At 70.2% G+C, this 24,567-nt stretch carries 27 protein-coding genes; 12 read left to right on the top strand and 15 right to left on the bottom strand.

All coding sequences use genetic code 11. The features are described from left to right. From Q7X29_RS28975 to Q7X29_RS28940, 8 genes are all read right to left on the bottom strand, one after another. Positions 1 to 168, bottom strand: a complete 168-nt coding sequence (locus Q7X29_RS28975; RefSeq protein WP_011211259.1) for a DUF3117 domain-containing protein — start codon at positions 166 to 168, stop codon at positions 1 to 3. Between the two features lie 105 nt (positions 169 to 273). After that, positions 274 to 906, bottom strand: a complete 633-nt coding sequence (locus Q7X29_RS28970) for a DNA-3-methyladenine glycosylase I (protein WP_218719901.1) — start codon at positions 904 to 906, stop codon at positions 274 to 276. Further along, complete coding sequence (locus tag Q7X29_RS28965; RefSeq protein ID WP_218719902.1) at positions 903 to 1,223, bottom strand: DivIVA domain-containing protein; 321 nt, start codon at positions 1,221 to 1,223, stop codon at positions 903 to 905. Before Q7X29_RS28965 ends, Q7X29_RS28970 begins: the two co-directional genes overlap by 4 nt. A gap of 37 nt (positions 1,224 to 1,260) precedes the next feature. Continuing rightward, the gene (locus Q7X29_RS28960) at positions 1,261 to 2,397 is read right to left on the bottom strand and encodes an Mrp/NBP35 family ATP-binding protein (protein ID WP_218719903.1); all 1,137 of its coding nucleotides are present in this window, start codon (positions 2,395 to 2,397) and stop codon (positions 1,261 to 1,263) included. Between the two features lie 60 nt (positions 2,398 to 2,457). Then, positions 2,458 to 3,315, bottom strand: a complete 858-nt coding sequence (locus tag Q7X29_RS28955; RefSeq protein WP_316575943.1) for a lytic transglycosylase domain-containing protein — start codon at positions 3,313 to 3,315, stop codon at positions 2,458 to 2,460. A gap of 96 nt (positions 3,316 to 3,411) precedes the next feature. Continuing rightward, the gene (locus tag Q7X29_RS28950; protein WP_218719905.1) at positions 3,412 to 4,794 is read right to left on the bottom strand and encodes a lytic murein transglycosylase; all 1,383 of its coding nucleotides are present in this window, start codon (positions 4,792 to 4,794) and stop codon (positions 3,412 to 3,414) included. Between the two features lie 138 nt (positions 4,795 to 4,932). Further along, positions 4,933 to 5,541 (bottom strand): DUF1003 domain-containing protein, encoded by a 609-nt coding sequence (locus tag Q7X29_RS28945; RefSeq protein ID WP_218719906.1) that lies wholly within the window; start codon positions 5,539 to 5,541, stop codon positions 4,933 to 4,935. Beyond that, on the bottom strand, positions 5,516 to 6,811 hold the full coding sequence (locus tag Q7X29_RS28940; RefSeq protein ID WP_218719907.1) for a magnesium transporter MgtE N-terminal domain-containing protein: 1,296 nt from the start codon (positions 6,809 to 6,811) through the stop codon (positions 5,516 to 5,518). Before Q7X29_RS28940 ends, Q7X29_RS28945 begins: the two co-directional genes overlap by 26 nt. Before the next feature lie 77 nt (positions 6,812 to 6,888). Here Q7X29_RS28940 and Q7X29_RS28935 point away from each other — a divergent pair, with 77 nt between their 5' ends. The 3 genes from Q7X29_RS28935 to Q7X29_RS28925 are packed head-to-tail and all read left to right on the top strand — an operon-like array spanning position 6,889 to position 8,938. Continuing rightward, positions 6,889 to 7,845, top strand: coding sequence for an HpcH/HpaI aldolase/citrate lyase family protein (locus Q7X29_RS28935; protein ID WP_218719908.1), 957 nt, complete (start codon positions 6,889 to 6,891; stop codon positions 7,843 to 7,845). Between the two features lie 12 nt (positions 7,846 to 7,857). Next, positions 7,858 to 8,352 carry a general stress protein gene (locus Q7X29_RS28930; RefSeq protein WP_019048869.1) on the top strand — a complete coding sequence of 165 codons (495 nt, stop codon included), beginning with the start codon at positions 7,858 to 7,860 and terminating at the stop codon, positions 8,350 to 8,352. 4 nt (positions 8,353 to 8,356) lie between these two features. After that, a complete protein-coding gene (locus Q7X29_RS28925) occupies positions 8,357 to 8,938 on the top strand; it encodes a suppressor of fused domain protein (RefSeq protein ID WP_218719909.1) in 582 nt (193 codons plus the stop codon). On the opposite strand, the gene Q7X29_RS28920 is transcribed toward Q7X29_RS28925, so the two are convergent. Then, positions 8,935 to 9,993 (bottom strand): magnesium and cobalt transport protein CorA, encoded by a 1,059-nt coding sequence (locus Q7X29_RS28920; protein WP_218719965.1) that lies wholly within the window; start codon positions 9,991 to 9,993, stop codon positions 8,935 to 8,937. The two genes, Q7X29_RS28925 and Q7X29_RS28920, sit on opposite strands and share 4 nt — an antisense overlap. A gap of 94 nt (positions 9,994 to 10,087) precedes the next feature. Here Q7X29_RS28920 and Q7X29_RS28915 point away from each other — a divergent pair, with 94 nt between their 5' ends. The 5 genes from Q7X29_RS28915 (at position 10,088) to Q7X29_RS28895 (ending at position 14,735) form a co-directional block, all read left to right on the top strand. After that, positions 10,088 to 10,942, top strand: coding sequence for a PHP domain-containing protein (locus tag Q7X29_RS28915; protein WP_218719910.1), 855 nt, complete (start codon positions 10,088 to 10,090; stop codon positions 10,940 to 10,942). Beyond that, entirely contained in the window at positions 10,939 to 11,205 is a 267-nt protein-coding gene (locus tag Q7X29_RS28910) for a hypothetical protein (RefSeq protein ID WP_218719911.1), read from the top strand. The genes Q7X29_RS28915 and Q7X29_RS28910 overlap by 4 nt, the downstream gene beginning before the upstream one ends. A gap of 51 nt (positions 11,206 to 11,256) precedes the next feature. Next, a complete protein-coding gene (locus Q7X29_RS28905) occupies positions 11,257 to 12,816 on the top strand; it encodes an FAD-dependent oxidoreductase (protein WP_218719912.1) in 1,560 nt (519 codons plus the stop codon). Between the two features lie 411 nt (positions 12,817 to 13,227). After that, complete coding sequence (locus Q7X29_RS28900; protein ID WP_374104894.1) at positions 13,228 to 14,448, top strand: NAD(P)-dependent malic enzyme; 1,221 nt, start codon at positions 13,228 to 13,230, stop codon at positions 14,446 to 14,448. A 77-nt stretch (positions 14,449 to 14,525) separates the two neighbouring features. Then, positions 14,526 to 14,735 carry a toxin-antitoxin system HicB family antitoxin gene (locus Q7X29_RS28895; RefSeq protein WP_218719913.1) on the top strand — a complete coding sequence of 70 codons (210 nt, stop codon included), beginning with the start codon at positions 14,526 to 14,528 and terminating at the stop codon, positions 14,733 to 14,735. 65 nt (positions 14,736 to 14,800) lie between these two features. Here the strand turns inward: Q7X29_RS28895 and Q7X29_RS28890 are convergent, their stop codons facing one another. Genes Q7X29_RS28890 through Q7X29_RS28875 form a run of 4 tightly spaced genes read right to left on the bottom strand, consistent with a single transcriptional unit; the run spans position 14,801 to position 18,224 of the window. Continuing rightward, entirely contained in the window at positions 14,801 to 15,508 is a 708-nt protein-coding gene (locus tag Q7X29_RS28890) for an ABC transporter permease (RefSeq protein ID WP_316575942.1), read from the bottom strand. After that, the gene (locus tag Q7X29_RS28885; RefSeq protein ID WP_308248572.1) at positions 15,505 to 16,170 is read right to left on the bottom strand and encodes an ABC transporter permease; all 666 of its coding nucleotides are present in this window, start codon (positions 16,168 to 16,170) and stop codon (positions 15,505 to 15,507) included. The genes Q7X29_RS28890 and Q7X29_RS28885 overlap by 4 nt, the downstream gene beginning before the upstream one ends. Next, a complete protein-coding gene (locus tag Q7X29_RS28880) occupies positions 16,167 to 17,315 on the bottom strand; it encodes an ABC transporter ATP-binding protein (protein WP_316575941.1) in 1,149 nt (382 codons plus the stop codon). The genes Q7X29_RS28885 and Q7X29_RS28880 overlap by 4 nt, the downstream gene beginning before the upstream one ends. A gap of 24 nt (positions 17,316 to 17,339) precedes the next feature. Next, the gene (locus Q7X29_RS28875; RefSeq protein ID WP_255588235.1) at positions 17,340 to 18,224 is read right to left on the bottom strand and encodes an ABC transporter substrate-binding protein; all 885 of its coding nucleotides are present in this window, start codon (positions 18,222 to 18,224) and stop codon (positions 17,340 to 17,342) included. Between the two features lie 246 nt (positions 18,225 to 18,470). On the opposite strand from Q7X29_RS28875, the gene Q7X29_RS28870 reads away from it, so the two are divergent. Next, positions 18,471 to 19,343, top strand: coding sequence for a glycine betaine ABC transporter substrate-binding protein (locus Q7X29_RS28870; RefSeq protein WP_316575940.1), 873 nt, complete (start codon positions 18,471 to 18,473; stop codon positions 19,341 to 19,343). Between the two features lie 73 nt (positions 19,344 to 19,416). Here Q7X29_RS28870 and Q7X29_RS28865 read toward each other — a convergent pair whose 3' ends face one another. After that, complete coding sequence (locus Q7X29_RS28865; protein WP_316575939.1) at positions 19,417 to 20,181, bottom strand: LppU/SCO3897 family protein; 765 nt, start codon at positions 20,179 to 20,181, stop codon at positions 19,417 to 19,419. Positions 20,182 to 20,327: 146 nt separating this feature from the next. Beyond that, on the bottom strand, positions 20,328 to 21,056 hold the full coding sequence (locus Q7X29_RS28860; RefSeq protein WP_255588196.1) for a hypothetical protein: 729 nt from the start codon (positions 21,054 to 21,056) through the stop codon (positions 20,328 to 20,330). Between the two features lie 382 nt (positions 21,057 to 21,438). Here Q7X29_RS28860 and Q7X29_RS28855 point away from each other — a divergent pair, with 382 nt between their 5' ends. The 3 genes from Q7X29_RS28855 (at position 21,439) to Q7X29_RS28845 (ending at position 24,543) form a co-directional block, all read left to right on the top strand. Further along, positions 21,439 to 22,134: a PadR family transcriptional regulator gene (locus tag Q7X29_RS28855; RefSeq protein WP_308248573.1), complete on the top strand. Its 696-nt coding sequence runs from the start codon at positions 21,439 to 21,441 to the stop codon at positions 22,132 to 22,134. A gap of 35 nt (positions 22,135 to 22,169) precedes the next feature. After that, positions 22,170 to 23,645, top strand: coding sequence for a DHA2 family efflux MFS transporter permease subunit (locus Q7X29_RS28850; RefSeq protein WP_218719919.1), 1,476 nt, complete (start codon positions 22,170 to 22,172; stop codon positions 23,643 to 23,645). Positions 23,646 to 23,832: 187 nt separating this feature from the next. Next, complete coding sequence (locus tag Q7X29_RS28845; RefSeq protein WP_394358746.1) at positions 23,833 to 24,543, top strand: cutinase family protein; 711 nt, start codon at positions 23,833 to 23,835, stop codon at positions 24,541 to 24,543. Positions 24,544 to 24,567: the final 24 nt, after the last annotated feature.

Here is a 24,567-nt window from a genome sequence, read left to right as displayed (position 1 = left end):
TCAGCTGGTGACGCTCTTCAATTCGTCACCGAGCGCCGCAGCCTCGTCCGGTGTGAGTTCGACGACCAGACGCCCGCCACCCTCGAGTGGAACCCGCATGACGATTCCACGACCTTCCTTGGTTGCCTCGAGGGGACCGTCCCCGGTACGGGGCTTCATGGCCGCCATCCTCTGCTCCCTCCAGATCTGCGCGGTCTGTCTGCGCACTGATTCTCGTCTGCCGGTTGTCGCCAACCAGCGGGCTCGCCGGGTGTTCGGCGGGCCACACCGGTCCTATTCTTCCCTATTGCCGTCTCGGACGGACACCTGAGTACGAAATGTGACTCGCGAGTCGGTTCCGTTCGCGGCCTGGCGCACCCAGCAAACCTCCAGGTGATCGTCGACCATCCCGGTCGCCTGCATGAGGGCATACGCCGTCGTCGGGCCGACGAAGACGAAGCCTCGGCGCTTCAATTCCTTTGCCAGAGCAATGGATTCGGGTGTGGTGGCGGGCACATCCGCGATCGTCGCCGGCCGCGGGCGTGGCGCGGGGGCGAAGGACCACAGCAGCTCGTCCAAGCCCACCGGCAGGTCCCGAGCAACCCGAGCGTTGGCGATCACCGCGTCGATCTTGGCGCGGTTGCGGACGATGCCCGCGTCGGCCAGCAGTCGCTCGCGGTCGGCGTCGCCGAACTCGGCGACCTTCGCGATCTCGAAGTCGGCGAACGCCGCGCGGAACGCGGGCCGCTTCCGCAAGATGGTGATCCAGGCCAGGCCGGACTGGAAGGCCTCGAGGCACAGCCGTTCGAACAGTGCGTCGTCGCCGTGCAGGGGCTTGCCCCACTCGGTGTCGTGGTAGTCGCGATACAGCGCCGAGCCGGTCGACCAGGGGCAGCGCTCGTACCCGTCGTCGGCGAGCTCGGTCACGGGCGGTCCTGGCCCGCGGCGACCTGCGCCTGCCACTGCCGCACCTGCGCCAGCTCGAGTTCGAGTTCGTCGATCCGCTCGGCCAGCCTGCCCAGCGCCCAGTCGACCTCGCCGGCCTTGTAGCCGCGCACGACCTGCTGGAACCGCAACGCGCGCACGTCGGCGCCGGTGACGCCGTGGGCGGGCAGCACCGTGGCCGTCGTGCCCTCGGGCAGCGGCCCGAGTTCCTCGGACCGGCCGAACACCGCGCTCGCCACGAGGAACAACATGGCCGCGACCAGTCCGACGATCAGCACATAGAGCAGCAGCGTCAGCATGCAGACAGCCTAAGCACCCCCACCGACAACCCCAGGCTCAGAGGTGCCGGGTCGTATCGATGCCCAGTGACATGCCCGCCAGGCCGCGCTTGCGGACGGCCAGCTTGTCGGCGACCTCGCGCAGGGCCTTGGCGGCCGGGTTGTCCGGGTCGCCGAGGACGATCGGGGTACCGGCGTCGCCGCCCTCGCGCAGGGCCTGCTCGATCGGGATCTGGCCGAGCAGCGGCACCGTCGAGCCGACCGCGCGGGTCAGCCGATCGGCCACGACCTGGCCGCCGCCGGAGCCGTAGAGCTCCATCCGGGTGCCGTCGGGCAGGTCCAGCCAGGACATGTTCTCCACCACGCCGGCGATCCGCTGACGGGTCTGCAGGGCGATCGCGCCCGCGCGCTCGGCCACCTCGGCGGCGGCGATCTGTGGGGTGGTGACGACCAGGATCTCGGCGCTGGGGATCAGCTGCGCGATGGAGATCGCGACGTCGCCGGTGCCGGGCGGCAGGTCGAGCAGCAGCACGTCCAGGTCGCCCCAGAACACGTCGGCGAGGAACTGCTGCAGCGCGCGGTGCAGCATCGGACCGCGCCACACCACGGGCGTGTTGCCCTGGGTGAACTGCGCGATCGAGATCATCTTCACGTCGTAGGCCATCGGCGGCATGATCATCCGCTCGACCTGGGTCGGACGGGCGTCGGTGCCGAGCATGCGCGGGATCGAGTGGCCGTAGATGTCGGCGTCGAGCACGCCGACCGACAGGCCGCGCTGGGCCAGCGCGACGGCCAGGTTGGCGGTGACGCTGGACTTGCCGACGCCGCCCTTGCCGGAAGCGACGGCGTAGACGCGGGTCAGCGATCCGGGCTGGGCGAACGGGATCACCGGTTCGGCCGAGTCGCCGCGCAGCGACTTGCGCAGCTCGGTGCGCTGCTCGTCGCTCATCACGTCGAGATCCACGGTCACCGCACCGGCGCCGGGTACATCGGCGACGGCCTTGGTCACCCGCTGGACGATCTCGGTCCGCAGCGGGCAGCCCGACGTCGTCAGATACACCTCGACGTGCACGTCACCGCTGTCGGCGATGGCGATGCTCTTGACCATGCCCAACTCGGTGATCGGCTTGCGGATCTCCGGGTCGTCGACCTTCGCGAGCGCGGCCCGCACATCCGCTTCCGTAATCACTGGCATATGCCCGATTTTATGCTGCTGCTCATTCGAGCGCCCTCGGCGGGGCCATGTCCTCTCAGGTCAGATGCGGGGGAGGTCGGAGGGCTTGGGAGCGAGGCCGCTGGAGTAGGAGGTCGACCAGGCCATGACGTTGGCCACGTAGGCCATGGAGTTGTTGTAGCGCAGGATCGCCTTGGACTGCTGGGAGAGGTCGCGCATGTTGAGGCCGCCGTCGCAGAGGTAGCGGCCCGCGGTGAGGGCGGCGTCGAACAGGTTCTGCGGGTCGGCGATGCCGTCGGCGTTGCCGTCGGCGGCGTAGCGGTGCCAGGTCTCGGGCAGGAACTGCATGGGGCCGATGGCGCGGTCGTAGCCGCCGAGGCCGTCGAGTTCACCGCCGTCGCTGTCGTGGATGACGTTGTTGCCGTACAGGCTGCCGTCCAGGACCGGACCGTAGACGGCCTTGATCGGGTTGCCGTCCGCGTCGGCCTTGCCGTACGCGTGGGTGGACTCCACCCGGCCGATGCCGGCCAGCAGCGACCAGGACATCCCGCAGGTCGGATTCTCCACGGCCAGTTGCTGTTCGGCGCTCTGGTAGGCGGCGACCGCGATGCCCGGGATGCCCAGCGGGCCGGCCGGGAGATCGGCGGCCGCGCGATCATCCGGCAGCGCAACGGTTTTCACGACCGGCGCGGCCGAGGGCGACTGGCGCGCCTCGGCGTGGGCGACCTCGGTGATATCGGCCTGCGGTGCGGCCACGAGCTCCGGCGCGGCCTCGGCGTCGGCGCCGGGCAGGTCGTGCTCGACAGCGGCGTTGCTGGCGATGGTCGCGTCGGTCGCGGCGGCGGTAACGGCCACGAGTCCGGCGGGGACCAATCCGGTCAGTGCGATGAGCGAGCTACGTCGAACCGTCGTAGCAGGCTGTTTCCGATGACGACCCACTGTGTGGTGCCCTCCTCAACCGTGTTGGATGAGAAGAGATTACCGCACCCGAGACCTTTTTGTTACCCCTCCGTGACCTGTATTTCGGTTTGATTTCTAGGGGACCGCCGGACCGGGCGGCAGCGGGATGACGATGTTGAACGGCAACGTGATCCCCGGCGGCGGCGTGGGCGCCGCCGGCGCCTGCTCGACGGGCGCGGGCGCCTCGGTCGGCTCGATGCCGGGCTCCGGCGTCTTCTCCGGGGCGGGGGCCTTCGACTCGGCGGGCGCGGGCTCGGCGGTCTGGGCCGGGGTGCACACCGGCGCCGTGGCCTGCTGCTCGGCCGCCTGCTGCGCGGGGTCGGTCTGCTCGGGTTGCGCCGGATCCTTCGGCGCCGCAGCGCCGAAGGTCTGCTCGACGGGCTTGGCCGGCTCGAGCGGGTTCGGCATCTGGGCCGGCGCCGGATCGCTCACACACACCTCGGGAGCCGGTGCGACCGGAGCCGGGCAGAAGATGCCGCAGGGGATCGGCGGCAGGCCGGGCAGGGTGATCATCACCTGGGTTGGCGTGGTCACCTTCGGCGTGTTCGGCGGCAGCTGGTTGGTCGTCGACGGCGGCGCCGCGGTGACCGGCGCGTCGGTCGAGGCGGCCAGCACATTCGGCGAGACCATCGGCGCGCTGCCCGGCGGCACGATGTCGGGGGAGATGGCGACCGAGCTCGGCGCGCCACCGGTGCGGTAGGCCGCCGACCAGCTGAGCACATTGGCCGCGTAGGACATCGAGTTGTTGTAGCGCAGCACCGCGCGCAGTTCCTGCGAGGCGTCGCGCAGGTTCAGCCCGCCCGAGCACAGGTACTTGCCCGCGGCCAGCGCGGCGTCGAAGACATTGTGCGGGTCGGCGGTGCCGTCGCCGTTGCCGTCGGCGGCGTAGAGCGCCCAGGTGCTCGGCAGGAACTGCATCGGGCCGACGGCCCGCACGAACCCGCCGTCGGCTTCCTTGATGATTTCGTTGCCCGGCAGGGTGCCGTCGAGCGCGGGGCCGAAGATCGGCGTGGTCGAGGTGCCCGCGGCGTCGGTGCGGCCGCTGCTGGCGTGCCCGGACTCGATGCGGCCGATGCCGGCCAGCAGGTTCCAGGTGAGCCCGCAGCCGGGCTGAGCGGTCTCGAGCGCCAGCTCCGCGTTGCGGTAGGCGGCGAGCACGATCTCGGGGATGCCGAGCGCGCCACTGCCGGTGGGCAGCGAGATGCTCTGCAACGGAACCGTCCCGGCGAAGGGGGCCAGACTGTTCGCGGACGGGGACAGCGCGCGCAGCTTGCGCGGCGCCTCCTGCGCGATCGGCAGCAGCCCGACGATCTCGGACGGATCGGTCTCCGGGGTGTCCTCGGTGGTGCTCGCGGTCGCGGCGAGCAGAGCCTCGGGCGCGGTGGGGGCGGTGCTCGGCGTCGCGGTCTGCACGGCCGACCCGGAGGCGACGAGTCCAGCGACGACAAGGGCCGACATCGTTATCGGAGCAGAGATTCGCACGGCCACACCAACCCTTTACGTCGAAGCAGCGGCACCGCAGAGTCCCCCTCCGGCCCGCCCGGAACAACGTGATCCAGGTTACCTACCGGTCAGGAAGTTGTAGAGCATTTCCGGTTACTCGTCTGAACCACCTGGCGAAACCGGGGCAGCAGAGGGCGTTTGACCGGAGGTTTTCTTGCGGACGGCTTTTCGCTTCTTCTCCGGCTTCGGCGCGCCGTCGGGCGTGGTGACCGCGTCGATGCGGTCGAGCACGTCCTTGATCTCCTCGAGCTCGCGGCGCAGGTAGTCGCGGGTGGCGACATCGCCGACGGCCAGCCGCAGCGCGGCCAGCTCGCGGGCGAGGAACTCGGTGTCTGCCTTGGTCTGCGCGGCCCGGCTGCGGTCCTCCTCGAGCGAGACCTTGTCCCGGTTGTCCTGGCGGTTCTGCGCCAGCAGGATCAGCGGCGCCGCGTAGGCGGCCTGCGTGGAGAAGGCCAGATTGAGCAGGATGAACGGGTACGGGTCCCAGCGCAGCGCGACCACGAACACATTGAGCACGATCCAGACGATGACGATGATCGTCTGGATCGCCAGGTATCGCCCGGTCCCGAGGAACCGTGCCACGCGCTCACTGCTGCGCGCGAACGCCTCGGAGTCCCAGTCGAGGGTGAACCGGGAGCCGACCGGGGTTTCCAGCCGCTGACGGGCCGGGTTCTTCTCACTCACGCGGGACCCTTTCGGCATGGGCGAACGTCTGCTCTTCTTCTTCGCGCCAGTCCTCGGGCAGCAGGTGATCGAGGACGTCGTCGACGGTCACCGCACCGAGCAGATGATTCTCCGCGTCGACGACCGGGCCGCTGACCAGGTTGTAGGTGGCGAAGTACCGGGTCACCGCCGAGAGCGGCAGTTCCGGCGCCAGCGGCATCAGGTCGGTGTCGACGATTCCGCCGACCAGGTGCGCCGGCGGTTCCCGCAGCAACTGCTGGATGTGCACGCAGCCCAGGTAGCGGCCGGTGGGGGTCGCCGTGGGTGGGCGAACGACGAAGACCATCGAGGCCAGCGCCGGGGTCAGGTCGGGGTCACGGACCCGGGCCAGCGCCTCGGCGACGGTGGTCGACGGGCTGAGCACGACCGGTTTGGGCGTCATCAGACCGCCCGCGGTATCGGGGGAGTGCGCCAGCAGCCTGCGGACCGGCTCGGATTCCTCCGGGTCCATCAGGGCCAGCAGGGATTCGGCTTCGCTCTCGGGCAGCTCGCCCAGCAGGTCGGCGGCGTCGTCGGGGTCCATCGCCTCGAGCACGTCGGCCGCGCGGCGCACCTCGAGGTGGCCGAGCAGGTCGACCTGATCGTCGTCGGGCAGTTCCTGGACGACATCGGCGAGGCGTTCGTCGTCCAGGGCGATCGCCACCTCGACCCGGCGTTTCTCCGGCAGCTCCCGCAGGCGGTGCGCGACGTCGGCCGCGCGCAACCCCTCGAACTGTTCGAGCAGCGTCGTGACGTCCTGGCCCGGTCTGCCGACCTCGGCCGGGGTCAGGCCCTCGACCTGCGACCAGTCCACCACGTGCACGGTGCGCCTGCGCCCGATCCGCCGGTGCCCGCGCACCGCGACCCGGCCGATCACCCAATCCCTGGTCCTGGTCTGCTCGATGCCCAGGTCGGCCACATGGACGTCGACGCCGTCCAGATCCGGCAGTCCGGGATCGTTCACCCGCACCTGCGAGTCCACGATCTGGGCCAGCGCCAGCATCTCGCCGGGCCGCTGGGCGAATCGCCGCAGGCTGACGGTGCCGGTGTTGAGGGTGACGATGCCCGGTTCGATCGCGGTGACGCGCAGCATCGGCACGAAAATCCGCCGCCGGGTGACCAATTCGACGACCAGGCCGTGCACCCGTGGTTGTTGCCGTCCGTGCCGCACGGCCACGACGACATCGCGGACCCGGCCGATAGACTCCCCGTCCGGACCCAGCACCGTCAGGCCGGCGAGCCGGGCGACGTACACCCTGGTGGTTGCCATGACCCTCAGGCTAGGCGGTCCACAACGGCCGGTCACCACACGCCACGGCCGGTGTGACGAACGAAGGAGGAGGGCCCATGAAGCCCCGCCGCTCAGTATTGGCCGTACCCGGCAGCAATCCGAAGATGATCGCCAAGGCCAAGGGCCTGCCGGTGGACGAGGTCTTCCTCGACCTCGAGGACGCCGTCGCGCCCGGCGCCAAGACCGCGGCCAGGGCGAATATCGTCGCCGCGCTCAACGAACCGGGCTGGGGCGCGCAGCTGCGGGTGGTCCGGGTCAACGACTGGTCGACCGAGTGGACCTACGCCGACGTGATCAGCGTCGTCGAGGGCGCGGGCGCGGCGATCGACGCGATCCTGCTGCCCAAGGTGACCGACGCGGGCCAGGTTCACGCGCTGGACCTGCTGCTCACCCAGCTGGAGAAGGCGAGCGGGCTCGAGGTCGGCCGGATCGGGATCGAACCGCAGCTCGAGAACGCGCTCGGCCTGCGCAATATCGACGCGATCGCCACGGCCAGCCCACGGGTGCAGGCGCTGGTGTTCGGCCCGGCCGATTTCATGGCCAGTATCAATATGCGCACGCTGGTGGTGGGCGAGCAGCCGGTGGGTTACGACGTCGGCGACGCCTACCACCACATCCTGATGACCATCCTGCTCGCCGCCCGCGCGCACGGCCTGCAGGCGATCGACGGTCCCTACCTGCAGGTCCGCGATGTCGACGGATTCCGCCGGGCGGCCGGACGCACCGCCGCGCTCGGCTTCGACGGCAAGTGGGTGCTGCACCCCGATCAGATCGACGCCTGCAACGAGATCTTCAGCCCGCGCCAGGGCGACTACGACCGCGCCGAGCTGATCCTGGAGGCCTACGCCTTCCACACCTCCGACGCCGGCGGCGCTCGTGGCGCCGTCATGCTGGGAGATGAGATGATCGACGAAGCCAGCGCGAAGATGGCGCAGGTCATAGCGGAGAAGGGGCGAGCTGCGGGAATGACGCGCACAACGCGTTTCACTCCGCCACAGCCGGTCCAGAACTAGCAGAATGGGACTATGACGAATCCCTTGGGCAACCCGAATCGCGGACGGCAGGCGTTGCCGACGCCGCCGTCGGGCTGGCCGGTCGGCTCGTATCCGACCTACGCCGAGGCACAGCGCGCGGTCGATTACCTGGCCGACGGACAGTTCCCGGTGCAGGACGTGACCATCGTCGGCGTCGACCTCATGCAGGTCGAGCGGGTGCTGTACCGGCTGACCTGGGGCAAGGTCATCGGCGGCGGCGTGGTCTCGGGCGCGTGGCTGGGCCTGTTCCTCGGCCTGCTGCTGAGTCTGTTCACCACCACCGGCGGCGCCCTCGGCCCGCTGGTCGTCGGCCTGCTGGGCGGCATCGTGTTCGGCGTGATCACCACCTCGATCCCGTACGCGGCCACCAAGGGCCAGCGCGATTTCGCCTCGACCATGCAGCTGGTGGCCGGCCGCTACGACGTGCTGTGCGACCCGAAGACCGCCGAGCGCGCCCGCGACATGCTGGCCCGATTGGCCCTGTGACGCAATGGATGTGGTGGACACGGTCCGCACCGCGGTGCTGGACCACTACGGCGTGGAGCGCGCCCGGGTCGACTCGGCCTCGGTGACCTTCCTCGGCCTGGAACCGATCGAGATCCTGCGCATCCCCGGCGACGACGCGGTGCACTACGCGACGCTGGGCGGATCACGCCATCCGATGGGCGATCCCGCCGATCTGCTGGCCGACCCCGTCCGCGGCCCGCGCGCCGAACTGGTGCTGACTCTGCTGCTGAGCGCGGGCCCGCAGGCGGGCGTCGCGCGCTCGCTGGGCGTGCTCGTCGCAACCCCGTCGGTGGAAGGCGTTGTGCTCCAGGCGGACGCGCTGCTCGACCTGGGTGAACCGCTGTGGCACAACGCCACCTTCACCGCGGTCCTGCTCGGCGAGAGCGACATCACCGAGATCGCCCTGCCCGAACCCGCCGAGCCGGTGCGGTATCTCAGCGTCACCCCGATCACCGCGACCGAAGCCGCCTGGGTCCGCGTCCGCGGCGCCCAGGCCCTGCGCGACGCGTGGGCCGAAGCGGGCATCGACATCCGCGACCCCGCGCGCGGTGCGGTGAACCTCTAGATCCACTTGCTGCGGCGGAAACTGCGGAACAGCACCCCGCAGACGACGACCATGATGATCAGCACCGCCGGATAGCCCCACGGCTGGTGCAGTTCCCACATGTAGTCGAAGTTCATGCCGTAGACGCCGGCGATCATGGTGGGCACGGCGGCCATGGCGGCGTAGGCGGCGATCTTGCGCATGTCGGTGTTCTGCTGGACGCTGATCTTGGCCAGCGCCGCGTTGACCAGGCCGCTCAGCGATTCGTCGAAGTAGGTGATGTGCTCGGTGACGGTGGTGTGGTGGTCGGCGACGTCGCGCAGATAGCGGCGGATCTCCTTGGGCACCGGAATGTCCTGGCTGTGCACGAGCATCTGCAGCGGCTGCCCCAACGGTGAGACGGCCCTGCGCAATTCGACCACTTCGCGCTTGAGCTGGTAGATCGACCCGATGCCGATCTTGGAGGCGGGGGTGAACACGGCCTCCTCCATCTCGTCGATGTCGGACTCGACCGATTCCGAGACGTCGACATAGGAATCGACGACGTGGTCGGCGACGGTGTGCAGCACCGAGCACGGGCCCAGCCGCAGCTGGTCGGGCTTGCCCTCCAGGTCGTGGCGCACCCCGGCCAGCCCGGTGTGCTCGCCGTGGCGCACGGTGATCGCGAAATGCGGTCCGGTGAAGACCATGATGTCGCCGGTCTCGACGATCTCGCTGATCGCGTGGATGTCGTGCTCGACATAGCTGACGGTGCGCAGCACCAGGAACAGCGTGTTGTCGTAGCGCTCGAGCTTGGGACGCTGCCTGCCCTGCACCGCGTCCTCCACCGCCAGCGGGTGCAGGCCGAAGATCGCGGCGACCTCGTTCATCTGTCCCTCGTCGGGGTCGTGCAGCCCGAGCCAGACGAATCCGGTCTCGGTCTTGCTCGCCTCGGCCAGCGCCTGCTGTGGCGTGAAGTGACCCGGTAGCCGTTTCCCGTCGACGTAGACCCCGCAGTCGACGATGGCCCGCGCGGTCGGCACGGGAATCCGCGGCCGCGCCGGACCGGCCCGGCTCGGCCCACGGAACGACGGCATCTGCGGTAGCGAAGGCACGAGGTGGATGCTACGGCCAGCGCTGTCTCGGTGGAGGACCGCGCGCCGGTCGAGACGGCACTGTAAGACTGAGGGTGTGCGCATTGATCTGCATACCCATTCGACGGCGTCCGACGGCACCGACAGCCCGGCCGAGCTGGTGCGCAACGCCGCCGCGGCCGGCCTCGACGTCGTCGCGATCACCGATCACGACACCACCGCGGGCTGGGCCGAGGCCGAGGCGGCGCGCCCGCCGGGGCTGACGCTGGTACGCGGCATGGAGATGTCGTGCCAGGGGATGGGCGAGGACGGCTGGCCCGTCCCGGTGCATCTGCTGGCCTACCTGTTCGATCCCGCCGACGCCGGCTTCGCCGAGGAACGCGAACGCCTGCGCGCCGAGCGGGTGGCCCGGGTGCGCGCGATGGCCGACAAGATGGTCGCCGACGGGCTGCCCATCGATCCCGACGCGGTGCTGGCCGGCGCGGGCCCGGCGGCCGGTCGTCCGCATCTGGCGCGGGCGCTGGTCGAGGCCGGGGTGGTCGAGAGCGTCGACGCCGCGTTCCAGGAACTGCTGGCCCCGCACGGCCCGTACTACGCCGAGAAGGCCGACACCCCGCTGACCCGCGCGGTCGGACTGATCGCGGCCGCGGGCGGGGTCAGCGTGCTGGCCCACGTGCGGGCGCGCAAGCGCGGCAGGCTGCTCGCCCTCGACGAGATCCGCGACCTGGCCGCCCTCGGCCTGGGCGGTCTCGAGATCGACCACCCGGACCACAGCGCCGCCGATCGCGCGGTCCTGACCGACCTCTCGGCCGAACTCGGCCTGCTGCGCACGGGGTCGTCGGACTACCACGGCAGCAACAAGACCATCGAGATCGGCGCCTGCCGGACCGATCCCGAACAGTTCGAGGCGCTGATCGGCAAGGCGAGCGGGGTGCCGGTGATCGCCCCGTGACGCTGGTGCGCGGGTTCAGCGGCCTGGTCGCGGGCGGAGTGGTCGCGTTGCTGTGCGTGGTGATCGGGGCCGCGGTGATGGGTTCGCGCCGGGACTTCCCCGGGCCGGGCGCCGAATCGCTGACCTGGCATGTGCTCGCGGCGGTGGTCGTCGTGGCCGCCCAGCTCTACGCCGATCGGAGCCGGGGCGTCGCCGCGTTCACCGCCTCGGCGGTCGTGATGATCACGACCGGTGTACTGCTTTGGACACAATGGTGGAGTTGACGAGCGCGTAATGGTTGCGCCCGGGTGAACTGTCCCCGAATATTTCTCTTTGTGAGCAACATCGAGACGGATGTTCTGATCCTGGGCGGTGGACCCGCCGGGCTCTGGGCCGCCGTCTCGGCCGCAACCGCGGGGGCCAGGGTCGTCCTCGTCGACAAGAGCAGGTGCGGGTCGAGTGGGCCCTCGGTCTACGGCAGCACCATGATCTGGGACGTCGCTCCTGGTCACAGCCGTGCCGACGTGGTGGACACGGCGCTGGTCCGCGGCGGTGGCCTGGGTGACGCCGACTGGCTGCACCGGGTCGCCGACGAGACCCACCGCCGCCTGCGGGTCTGGTCCGGCACCAGGAACCGGGTGCCCGACACCGCGGGTGTCGATCCGCCGGTGGTGCACCTCGACGGCGCGAGCTACCTGCGCAGGCTGCGCCGGGGCGCGCTCGAGGCGGGCGTGCGCATCCTCGATCACCATCCGGCGCTGCAACTGCTCGTCGATCCGGCGGGCACGGTGGTCGGTGCCGCGGGCATCCAGCGGCACAACCGGTTCCGGCCGTGGACCATCCGGGCGGGCGCGGTGGTGGTGGCCACCGGTGGCTGCGCGTTCCTGTCCGGCGGCGCCGGGACCGAGGTGAACACCGGCGAGGGCCTGCTGATGGCGGCCGAGGCCGGCGCCGAGCTGTCCGGGATGGAATTCTCCAGCGCCTACGGGTTGGCGCCGGTGCTGTCGCGAGTGCATCCGAATCCGGCTGTCGCCCCCGGACTCTCGGTGCGTTTCGCCGCGCTCTACGACGAAGCGGGCGCCGAACTCCCCGGCAGGCACACGGCGGCCCTGGCCGCGCTCGCCGACGGCAGGCGGGTCTTCGCGGCGCTGCACGAGGTGCCCGACACCGTCCGGCACTGGCTGAGCAGGCACGGCGCGGTCGACGCGACGGGCCGGGTGCCGGTGCGCGCGGTCCTCGAGGGCACCGTCCTCGGCGCGGGCGGGGTGGCCCTGACCGGACCGGACTGCGCGACCACCGTGCGCGGGCTGTACGCCGCAGGCGCCGTCGCCGGACGCGAGGTCGTGACGGGTGCCGCGGGCGCGACCGGTGGTCTGAGCGGCGCGTGGGCGCTGGCCTCGGGAACCTGGGCGGGGGAGGGCGCCGCCGCCTTCGCGGTGGCCAACGAACGGGCGACCAGCGCGCGTCCGGTCGAGGGCGCCGGTCTCGGCCTGCACGCCCACATCGATCCGCGCTCGGTGATCGGACTGGTCCAGGAGCACACCCTGCCGCTGCGGCGCAGCTACCGGCGCAGTGCGGGTAGCCTGGCCGACAGCATCGCCGAGCTGGACATCATGTGGCCGGGCGCGCAGTTCGAACTGGGCGGCATCGGCGCCGAACGGGTGCGGGCCAGGCAGGCGGCGGCGTTGCTCGCCGTCGCGCGCTGGGCCGGGTACAGCGCGCTGGTGCGGACCGAGAGCCGCGGCATCCACCGCCGCATCGACCACCCGCTGGCGGTGCCGGAGTGGCAGTCGCGATTGCGCTGTGGTGGGCTGGACGAGGTGTGGGTCCGCCGGGCCGTCGCGGACGATCCGCTCGACGGTCAGCTCACCGCGGGCCGTCCCGCCGCGGTGTGATTGTTCACCGCATGTTCCCCTTCAGCTGCGAGTTTTCTCTAACGCCATGGCAATTCGGCGCGGCTACCCTCGATCCATGACGCGCGGCCGGGTGACACACGGAACCGGTTTGGCAACTGGTCGGCCGTGCTGGCAGAATGTTGCGGATTCCCTTCCCTTGCCACCGCCGGGTTCGGGAACCATGGCGGCCTTCCGCCCCGCGACGCACCGTCGCGGCCGAGGGTCGACCCGTTTGTCCGACCGGACCACCCGTCCGGCTCCGCTCGGCGGATCAGTGCCGCGCCACGCGTCCGGTTTTCTCCGGCATTCGCCCTGGCTGCGCACCCTATGAGCGTCATGCAATTCCGTAATCCCGATATACCCGGCGGTAACCGTCCCCCGGTTGAGTCCGACTCGAGCAGGAGTGAAATCGTGTCACCTGTGACTGACGCACCGAATGCCACCGCGGCGCCCAAGGCCGATGACGCAGCGAGCCTCGCTGCCATCACCCACGACGAGATCTTCGCGGGTCACCTCGGCGGCAAGCTGTCGGTCGAGCTCAGCTCCCCGCTCGAGACCCAGCGTGATCTGTCGATCGCCTACACCCCCGGCGTCGCCCAGGTCAGCCGGGCGATCGCGGAGGACGCGGCGCTCACCAAGACCTACACCTGGACCGACCGCCTCGTGGTCGTGGTCAGCGACGGCACCGCCGTGCTCGGCCTCGGCGACATCGGCCCGCGCGCTTCGCTGCCCGTGATGGAGGGCAAGGCCGCGCTGTTCAAGAAGTTCGCCGGCCTGAACTCGATCCCGCTGGTGCTCGACACCACCGATCCGGACGAGATCGTCCAGACGCTGATCCACCTGCGCCCGAGCTTCGGCGCGGTCAACCTCGAGGACATCTCGGCGCCGCGTTGCTTCGAGATCGAGCAGCGGGTCATCGAGGCGCTGGACTGCCCGGTCATGCACGACGACCAGCACGGCACCGCCATCGTGGTGCTGGCCGCCCTCAAGGGCGCGGCCGCGCAGCAGGGCCGCGACATGTCGGCGCTGAAGGTCGTGGTGTCCGGTGCCGGTGCGGCCGGTGTGGCCTGCGCCAACATCCTGCTCGCCGCCGGTGTGCCCGATGTGGTCGTGCTCGACTCCAAGGGCATCGTCAGCACCGGTCGCGACGGCCTCAACGGCGTCAAGGCCGAGCTGGCCGCCCGCAGCAACCCGCGCGGCCTGACCGGTGGCGCCGCGGAGGCCCTCGCCGGCGCCGACGTGTTCCTCGGTCTGTCCGCGGGCACGATCCCCGAGGAGCTCATCGCCTCGATGGCGCCGGAGTCGATCGTGTTCGCCATGTCGAACCCGGACCCGGAGATCCACCCCGAGGTGGCCGCCAAGTACGCCGCGATCGTGGCGACGGGCCGCAGCGACTTCCCGAACCAGATCAACAACGTGCTCGCCTTCCCCGGCGTGTTCAAGGGCGCGCTCGACGCCGGTGCCCGCCGGATCACCGAGGGCATGAAGGTCGCCGCCGCCGACGCCATCTTCGGTGTCGTCGCCGACGAGCTGGCCGTCGACCGGATCATCCCCAGCCCGCTGGACCCGCGCGTGGCTCCGGCCGTCGCCGAGGCCGTGGCCGAGGCCGCGCGCGCCGAGGGCGTCGCCTAGTATCCGCAGCGATATCGACCGAGAGCGCCCCGTTCCCCGGAACGGGGCGCTCTCGCGTTGTCTGGGATCATCGGGAGATGACCACCATCTCCGTGCAGCTCCCCGACGAGGTGCACGCCCAGCTCGCCGCGGCCGCCGATGCCGATGGACTGTCGATGAACGCGGCCGTGGTGACGGCGGTGCAGGAGTGGATCCAGTCGCGAGCCCAGCGGGTCCAGGAGCGCGCCCGGATGCAGCAGGTGCTGGCGGCCGATCCGCACCTGCGGGCACTGCTCGGCGACGACTGATCACCGCTGCGGCACCGCGGCGGTGCGGCCTCGCCGAGCAGGCGGACCCGCACCGATCGGCCGAACTACTCCGTGACCGGCGAGACGTCGGTGCCGACGATCGTCCCGCGCGCGAGTCGCCCGCTGCCCGGCGCGCTGGCCCAGACCACCGCGGCCAACAGTGCGTCGAGCACCAGCGCGAGCACCGCCACCAGCAGCGCCCCGACCAGGACCAGGTCGTAGCGATAGAGACCGATCCCGTCGAAGATGTAGCGGCCGAGCCCGCCCAGGTTGACGTAGGCGGCGATGGTCGCGGTGGCGACGACCTGCAGGGTCGCGGCCCGCAATCCGCCCAGGAGCACCGGCAGCGCGTTGGGCAGTTCGGCCCGGAACAGGATCTGGCGCTCGGTCATCCCCATCGCGCGCGAGGCGTCGACGACATCGGCGGGCACGTTCGCGATGCCCGCGTAGGCGCCCGCCAGCAGCGGCGGGATACCGACGGTGATCAGCGCCAGCAGCGGCGGGATCAGCCCGAGCCCGAGCAGCAGCACCAGGAAGGTGAGCAGGCCCAGCGTCGGCAGCGCCCGCATGGCGTTGGCGAAGCCGACCAGTAGCGCGCTGCCCCGCCGGGTGTGCCCGATGACCAGACCCAGCGGCACCGCGATCACCGCCGACAGCGCGACCGCGAGGAAGCTGTACCAGAGATGTTGCAGCAGACGGGTGTCGATCCCGGCCGACCCGCCCCAGTTGGCGCCGTCGGTCAGGTACTGCCAGGCGTCGACGAACAGATTCACGCGCGTGCCCCTGTCCGGTCGACGCGCGTGTCGGCGCGGGTCCACGGGGTCGCGAGCTTGCCGAGCAGGAACACCAGCCGGTCGAAGACCAGCGCCAGCACCAGCGTGACGATGATGCCCGCCACGATCTGATCCGGATAGTCGCGCTGGTAGCCCTGGGTGAACAGCTTGCCGAGCCCGCCCACCCCGATCAGCGCGCCCACCGACACCATCGCGATATTGGTGACCACCACGACGCGCAGCGTGGAGACGAATACCGGCAGCGCCAGCGGCATGTCGACGGTGAGGGTCCGGCGCAGCCGGCCGAACCCGATCGCGTCGGCGGCGTCGAGCACGGCGGCGGGCACCGTGTCCAGCGCGGTCGGCACCGCGATCAGCAGCAGCGCCGTGGAGTACACGGTGAGCGCGATGATCACATTGAGCGGATCGATGGCCGAGATACCGACCAGCGGCGGAATGATCACGAACAGCGCCAGCGAGGGAATCGTGTAGGCCAGGCTCGACACCGTCGTGGTGATCTTCCTGGCCCAGCCGGTGCCCCGGATCAGCGCGCCGACCGGGATCGCGATGAGCAGGCCGAGCAGCAGCGGCACCAGCGCGAGCACCAGATGGGTGCGGGTGATCGCCATGACCTCGGCGAAGTTGTCGATCAGGTACCTCACGAGACGTCCTGGTCGAAGAACTCCCGGTTCCGTTCGGCGTCCTCGAAGCCGCGCTGCTCGGCGAGCTGGGTGAGCACATCGGTGGCCAGCAGGCCGCCGCGGACCGCGCCGGCGTCGTCGACGGCCACCCCGATGCCCGAGGGCGAGGAGATCGCCGCGTCCAGCGCCTGGCGCAGGTCACCGTCCGGTGTGAACAGCGAGCCGCCCGCGGACACGCTGGCGGCCAACGGTTTTCCGGCGCGGACCGCTTCCGCGCCGGTCACGTCCACCCAGCCGCCCGGCTTGCCGTCGGCGTCGACCACCAGCGCCCACTCGCCGCGCGCCAGCCGCAACCCGGCGACCCCGTCGGCCTCGACGGTCCGGATCGGCGCCAGCGTCACGGCCTCGGCGGTGCGGAACGACAACGCGCGATAGCCGCGATCACGTCCGACGAACCCGGCGACGAAGTCGGTGGCGGGCTGGGCCAGGACCCGCTCGGGCGCGTCGAACTGCTGCAGCACCCCGCCGCGCCCGAACACCGCGATCTTGTCGCCGAGGGTGATCGCCTCGTCGATGTCGTGGGTGACGAACACGATCGTCTTGTGCAGTTCGGCCTGCAACCGCTGCATCTCGACTTGCAGTTCCGCCCGCACCACCGGGTCGACGGCGCTGAACGGCTCGTCCATCAGCAGTACCGGCGGGTCGGCCGCCAGCGCCCGCGCCACCCCAACGCGCTGCTGCTGACCACCGGAGAGCTGGGCCGGATACCGGTCGGCCAGCGCGCGATCCAGGCCGACCCGGTCGAGGACGTCCAGCGCCGCGGCCCGCGCGGACTTGCGGGAGGCGCCGAGCAGCATCGGCACGGTCGCCACATTGTCGATCACCTTGCGGTTGGGCAGCAGGCCACCGCTCTGGATCACGTAGCCGATGCCGAGGCGCAGCTTCACCGGATCGACCGTGGCGATGTCGCGGCCGTCGATACTGATGGCGCCCGCGCTCGGCGTCACCATCCGGTTGATCATCCGCATCGAGGTCGTCTTGCCGCAGCCGGACGGACCGACGAAGACGGTGAACGAGCCCGATTCGATCCGCAGATTCAGGTCGCGAACCGCCTGCGTCCCGTCCGGATAGGTTTTGTCGATACCGCGGAATTCGATGTCGGACAACGGATTCTCCTAGTGGGCGCGCGCCTAGCCGATCGGGGAGTTGAGTCCCTGCGCGGTGATCCAGGCGAGCGCGGCGGCCTTCGGTTCGATCTTGGCATCGCCCGAGACGGCGGTGTTGAGCGAGATCAGTTCGGTGGTGGTGAGTTTCGCCGATACGGCATCGAGTACGGCCACCGCCTTGTCGGTCTTCTTGGCGGCGTTGAACAGCGGCACCACATTCTGGGCCGCGAAGTTGCTCTTCGGATCGGCCAGCACGACCAGGTTGTTCTGGGCGATGGCCGGCGAGGTGGTGAAGATATCGGCTGCGGTGACCTGGCCGTCGACCAGCGCGCGCACCGTCGCCGGACCGCCGCCGTCGGCGATCGGCACGAAATTCGCGTCGCTGATGTCGAGCCCGTAGTTCTTCTTCAGACCGGGCAGCCCGCCGGGGCGCTGCGCGAATTCGGCGGGCGCGCCGAATTTCACCTCGGCCGAATGCGGCGCGAGGTCGGCGATGCTCTGCAGGTTCCACCGATCGGCGGTCGCGCGGGTGACGACCACGGCATCGGAATCCTGCCCCGGGGCCGGCGTCGCGATGGCCAGGTCGCTGCCCAGCGCTGTGGTCAGGGCCGCGTTAACGTCGGCCGCGGAGGTGGCGGTGGCATTCTTGTCCAGATACTGCAGCAGGTTGCCGGTGTATTCCGGGATCAGCGAGATCGCGCACTGGCGTAAGGCGGGGATGTAGGCCTCGCGGCTGCCGATGTTGAACTTGGTGTCGACCTTGAAACCGTTGATCCGCAGGACCTCGGTGTAGATGTTGGCGACGGTCTCGGACTCGGGGAAATTGGCCGAACCGATGATCAGCGCGTCGCTGGCGCAATCGCCCTTGGCGGCCAGTGGGTCGGAGTTGCCGCAGGCGGAGACGATCATGGCGGCGGCCAGCGCGACTGCGGCTGCCAGCACCCGGCCCGCCCGAACCGCGAGGCGGCGTGCCGGTCGACGTTGTCCGTGCGAAGAGGAGGCGAACGCGGTTTTCACTGGTGTCCTTCCGGCAAAGGCGGGCAGTGCGCTGTGCATGCGACCCGGGGGCCGCAGGTACATTCTGGTAGTTCATACTGCCCGCGTCGCGCCGAATTGCGTGGGTTGACCGCAAATACAGGAAGTTGGTGTCGCCGGATGGTGTCGGGAGCGGTGCGCCGGAAGCTGGCTGCGCTACTGGTCACCACCTGGGCTTTCACCACCGTTTCGTGTGGGGCCGACGAGCCGCGGAACGTGGTCGCGGTGGGTGCGGATTCCTCGGCGGAATCGTTGGTGCTCGCCCAGATCTATGCCCAGGCGCTGGCCCGCACCGGCACCCCGACCGCCGTCGTCCGCGACTCGGCGAATCCGCAAGCCGACCTCGACGCGGGCCGGATCGCGGTCCTGCCCGCCCGCGACGGCGCGCTGCTCGACCGCTGGAACCCGGCCGCCCCCGCCCGCACCCCCGAGGACGTCGTGGCCGCCGTCAACGCCGCGCTCCCGCAGGGCCTGTCGGCCTCCGACGCCGCCGACGGCACCGACCTGCGCTCCCGCCTCCTGGTCACCGAGGAGTTCGCCGCCCGCGACACCGTCCGCACGCTGGCTGCCCTGACCCCGCGCTGCGCCGACCTCACCGCCGGTTACACCGAACTTCCCGGTTTCCCCCGCACCACCCCGGCCCCCGCCACGATCGCCGACTGCGCCTTCGCCACGACCAGGCACTACCCGGACCCGCAAGCGCTCGGAAAAGCCCTGCGCGACGGCGAGATCCAGGTGGGCATCGTCAACGGCCCGCCCGCCGACGCCGCGGCGGGTCTGGTCGTCCTGGACGACCCGAAATACGCCCTGCGGGCCCAGAACATCCTGGCTCTCTACCGCTCCGGCCACTTCGACCGCGTCCAGCTGAAGAAACTCAACTACGTGGCGGGCGAACTGACCACCGAGGGGATCACCGACCTCGTCCGCCAGGTTCGGACGGGCACCGACCCGGCCATCGCCGCCCGCGCCTGGCTCGACGCCCACGGTCTCTAGCTAGCCACTGTCACCCGTCGGTTCTGTTGGTCGACCCCGGCCGCAGCACCCGGCGTCGGGGCAGCGCGGGCCCCTAGAGGTCGGCCACGCAGAAGACGCGGGGGATCGGGATGCCACCGGGGGTGTAGGTGAACGACGAGGTCGCGCCCGCGACGTTGGCGCACTGGGCGGAGCTCGCGGCGACCTTCAGGATGCGGTACTTCGCGTCATGGCCGCCGCAGTCGGCGATCTCGAGGTTCGGGGTGATCGTGGTCGGGCGCAGGCAGTCACCGGCTTCGGCGTTCTCCAGCGAACGCGTGGTGTCGACCTCCTTGTGCGCCAGGCAGAAGATCAGGTCGGGGCCGAGCTTGGGCATCGTGCTGGTGCCGACCGTTTTCAGCTCCCAGGTGTAGGTCACCTCGGTGCCGGTCACGCTGTCGCAGGCGAAGTTCGCCAGGCCGCCCTCCTGGCGGTCGAGCACCTTGTACACCGCCGCCGGGTCGGTGCACGGCAGCTTGCGTGCCCGGTCCGAGGACTCGGTGACACAGTCGCCCTGCTGCGCGGCATTGACCGCCTGCGCGGGGTCGGCGCCCTTGTCTCCCAGGCAGATCTGCGTCGAGTCCTCGTAGTACGTGTAGGTCACCCCGGCGACGTTCTTGCACGAGTACTCCCCGCTCCCGAGCTTCTTCAACACCACGAAGCTCGCCTCGGGCGCGGCACACCCCACCTCGGTGAAGTCCTCCCCGTCCTGCCGCACGCACTCGCCCTGCTCGACGGAATTCGTCGCCTGCTCGATCACCGAACACCCGCTGACCACCAGCGCGATCCCCGTCAGGACAGCAAAAACCCAGTACCGCACGATATTTCCTCCCCCGCATCCCCCGGATGCCTTCCGAATCCGCAGTATTCAACCACGCCGAACCGGCACCCCCGAACCGAGCAACAGCGCGTCGGGGTGCCCTGACTCCCAGCTATCCGGTGGTCGACGAGAACACCCGCGCGAGGTCAGGGCACCAGCTGGGGATTCAACGTCACCGCGGCCGCGCCGATGCCCGCGCCGACGAGGCCGCCGATTCCGGCAGCCGGCAAACCGGCGATGCCCGCCCCGATGGCGGCGCCGACCGCCACCCCCAGGGCGGCGCCGACGGCGATGGACGGCGCCGCGATCACCGCCTCCGCGGCCAGGCCGGCGAGGAAGATCGGCACGTCGATGAGGCAGCCGGTGGTGACACAGCCGACCATCGAGCTGATGAGCACACCCGCGGCGACGGTGCCGATGCCGATCAGGAATCCGGCTCCGGCACCGATGACACCGCCGACGACAGCGCCGGGCACGGCGCCGACGATCGCGGCGGGAATACCGGCCGCCGCGGCACCGACTCCGGCGCCGACCAGCGCTCCGGTGCCCACCTTGCCGGGATCGGCGAGCGGCGCGTCGATGGACATGAGCGCTTCGGCCGGAGTCGCGACGGGCCGGAACGAGACCTGGCGGTCATCGACCCGGACCACGTGCTGGTCGTCGACGGTGACGGTGTGGCCGTCGATCGTCATCGTCCGATCGTCGACGAACGTGATGGCGTGCCCGTCGTAGCTCGTAGCGCGTTCGGCGCTCGAGACCACCGGTGCGACCGGAGCCGCCGAGGCGATATCCGCACCGGTCACCGCGATCGCCACCGGCAGCGCGCACAGGACGAGCGCTCGGCTGAACCTTCTGGTGGCATGGCGACGAGTCATGGTCCCCCCCTAATTCTTTCGATCGAATTTCTCTGAGACGGGACGATTCAACATCAACGGAATTCGGAAATTCAAAATTTGTGATGCTGCGAACCCTGGATGCCCTTCGAGAGGTGGATCACATCGTGCGCTCCGATGGGTGAACGCTGAGCCTCAGCGTGCCGGGGTGACCCGGAGGTCGACCTTGCTGCCGAAAGTTGCGTCCTCGATGGGAACCTCGTCGCTCCTGGATGAACTTCTGGATCAACGCGGTCGCCCGGGTCGGACACCACTGTGCTGAAAAGTTCGCTTGTCAGTCTCTGTTCCGCTCCGTATATTCCTACTGGAATATTTGGTGTGGAACACGGACCTGCGCGCAGGCGCGGGAGTGGAGGTGGGAGCGGTGGGGCAGCCGGGTCGCAACGCGATGACACCGTTGGCCATCGCGGTCCTCGCACTGCTGGACGAACGGCCAATGCATCCCTACGAGATGTATCAAGTGCTGATGGCTCGGCGGGAAGACCTGCTGGTCAAGGTACGTCCGGGTTCGCTGTATCACGTGGTCGCCCGGCTGGCGGCCGACGAACTGGTGCGCGCCGAAGGCACCGAGCGCGAGGGCAATCGGCCCGAACGGACCACCTACCGGATCACCGACATCGGCCGCGACACGCTGCGCGGACGCATCACCGATCTCCTGCGCACCCCGGTGCAGGAGTTCCCGATCTTCCGGGTCGCGCTCGCCGAGGCGCACACCCTGCCGAGCGAGCGGGTCGTCACCCTGCTGCGCGAGCGGGCCGGGCATCTGGGCGAGGCGCTGGCCGATGTCGACGCCATGATCGGCTGGGCCCGCGCCCACGACACCCCGCGCCGGTACTGGTTCGTCCTGGAGTACATCCAGGCGACCATCCAGGCGGAACTGACCTGGATCGAGGGGTTCGCCGCCGACCTCGACGGTGGCCTCGTCGAGTGGGAGAAATTCGATCCAGAGACCGGCGAACGCCGCACCGACGACGCCGTGTCCCCGCACGAATGGCCGCCGGGGGATCACCCCGACGCCGCGCCACGACCCCGGTGGGCGGCCGGCGCCGCCCGCGACTGATATCCCGAGCTCATCTTCCGATAGGAACGAATTCGATGACCACCCAACGTAATCCGTGGCTAGCGCTGTTCGCGCTGGTGGTCGGGTTCTTCATGATCCTGCTGGACATGACGATCGTCGCGGTCGCCAACCCGGCGATCATGACGGACCTGAGCACCGATATCTCCAATGTCATCTGGGTGACCAGTGCCTACCTGCTCACCTACGCGGTGCCGCTGCTGGTCACCGGCCGCCTCGGTGACAAGTACGGTCCCAAGAACATCTACCTGATCGGCCTGGCGATCTTCACCGGCGCCTCGCTGTGGTGCGGCCTGTCCGGTTCCATCGGCATGCTGATCGCCGCGCGCGCCGCGCAGGGCATCGGCGCCGCGCTGATGACCCCGCAGACGATGGCCGTCATCACCCGCACCTTCGCACCGGACAAGCGCGGTGCCGCGATGGGCCTGTGGGGCGGCGTCGCCGGGCTCGCGACGCTGGTCGGGCCGATCCTGGGCGGCGTGCTCGTCGACAACCTGGGCTGGGAGTGGATCTTCTTCGTCAACGTCCCGGTCGGCATCATCGCGTTCGGTCTGGCCGTGTGGCTGGTGCCCGCGCTGCCGACCAGCGACCACCGGTTCGACGTCGTCGGCGTCGTGCTCAGCGGTATCGGCATGACGGCGCTGGTCTTCGGTATCCAGGAGGGCAACACGCAGGACTGGTCGCTGCGGATCTGGCTGCTGATCGGGTTCGGCGTGCTCATGCTGATCGCGTTCGTGATCAACCAGGCCCGTAACCGGGGCGAGCCGCTGGTGCCGATGAGCCTGTTCCGCGACCGCAACTTCTCGCTGTCGAACCTGGCCATCGCCGCGATGGGCGCCGCGGTCACCTCGATGATGGTGCCCTCGTACTTCTATCTGCAGGCGGTGCGCGAGATGTCGCCGACCGTCTCGGCGCTGGTGTTCGCGCCGATGGCGATCGTCACCGGATTCGCCGCGCCGTTCGTCGGCAAGTTCTCCGACCGGCTGCCGCCGCGACTGGTGCCGACGATCGGGTTCACCCTGTTCGCCGGGTCGACCTTCGCCTTCGCCGCGCTGATGACGCCGGATTCGCAGATCATCTGGTTCCTGCTCGCCGCGGCCGTCGCCGGTCTGGCCAATGCCTGCATCTGGGCGCCGTTGGCCTCCACGGCCACGCACAACCTGCCGGTCACCCAGGCCGGTGCGGGCGCCGGTGTCTACAACACCACCCGCCAGGTCGGCTCGGTGCTCGGTAGCGCCGCGATCAGCGCGTTGATCGCGGCTCGCCTGACCGCCAACGGTCTCGGCGGTGGCGGTCCGGTCGGCGAGGGCGCGGCCACCGGCCCGCTCCCGCCGCAGATCCTCGACGAGTTCAGCACTTCGCTGGCCCAGTCGATGCTGTTGCCCGCCGCCATCCTGATCATCGGTGTGATCGCCTCGGCCCTGTTCGTCAGCCACGGTGCGTCGGGGGCCGCCCCCAAGCCCGAGCTGGCGAAGGCCGACGCCGGCGCCTGAATCGTTCGACCGCTGCCCGTCTCGCCCCGCGCGAGACGGGCAGCACTCGTTTTCCACCGCGGCGCGGCGCGTCGGCGGCCGACCCGGGCCGGTCAGCGCGCGGTCGGTGGCCGTGGCCGACTTCCGGCGGCGGCGCGCCGGTGACCAGGGGTGTTGGTGCGCCGCCAGGGTGGGTAGTCTGCCCGGAATGACAGCACGTTCTCTTTCGCGATTCGTGTCTGCAGCACTCCTGGCAGCCGCGATTCCGCTGGTAACGCCCATCCACTCCGCGTCCGCGGCGTCGTGTTCCGACATCGAGGTGGTCTTCGCTCGCGGCACCGCCGAGCCCGGTGGCGAGCTCGGGATCACCGGCGCGTCCTTCGTCGAAGCGATCCGCCTGAACTCCGGGGGCCGTTCGGTCGGCGCCTACGGGGTCGACTACCCCGCGAGCAGCGACTTCGCCGACCGGCTCGCCTTCGCGCGCACCGTGGTGCGTGGCATCAACGACGCCCAGCGACGGGTCGAGTACGTCGCCGCCAACTGCCCGGCCGCGCGGATCGTGCTCGGCGGGTACTCCCAGGGTGCGGCGGTGGCCGGGTTCGCCACCGGCACCGGGGTGCCCGAGGGTGTCCCGGCGGAGTACCGGTCCTACCTGCCCGCGCCGTTGGCGCCCGAGGTGGCCGAGCATGTCGCCGCGGTCGCGCTGTTCGGCAAACCGTCGGATCGGTTCCTGGCCGACGCGGGCGCGCCCGCCCTGGTGATCGGCGCGCCCTACACGGGCAAGACCATCGACCTGTGCATCGATGCGGACAACATCTGCGACGGGTCCCCGCTCGGCCAGCCCAATGCCCTGCACACCCTCTACAGCGTCAACGGAATGACCCTCACCGCGGCACAATTCGCGGCGCAGCGGTTCTAGGAACGGAGCGTAAAGGCCGGTCGC

It is taken from the genome of Nocardia canadensis (assembly GCF_032656385.1).
GTDB lineage: Bacteria > Actinomycetota > Actinomycetes > Mycobacteriales > Mycobacteriaceae > Nocardia > Nocardia canadensis.
Note: the sequence above shows the minus strand (reverse complement) of the source record. Positions and strands in the feature narration are given on the sequence as shown.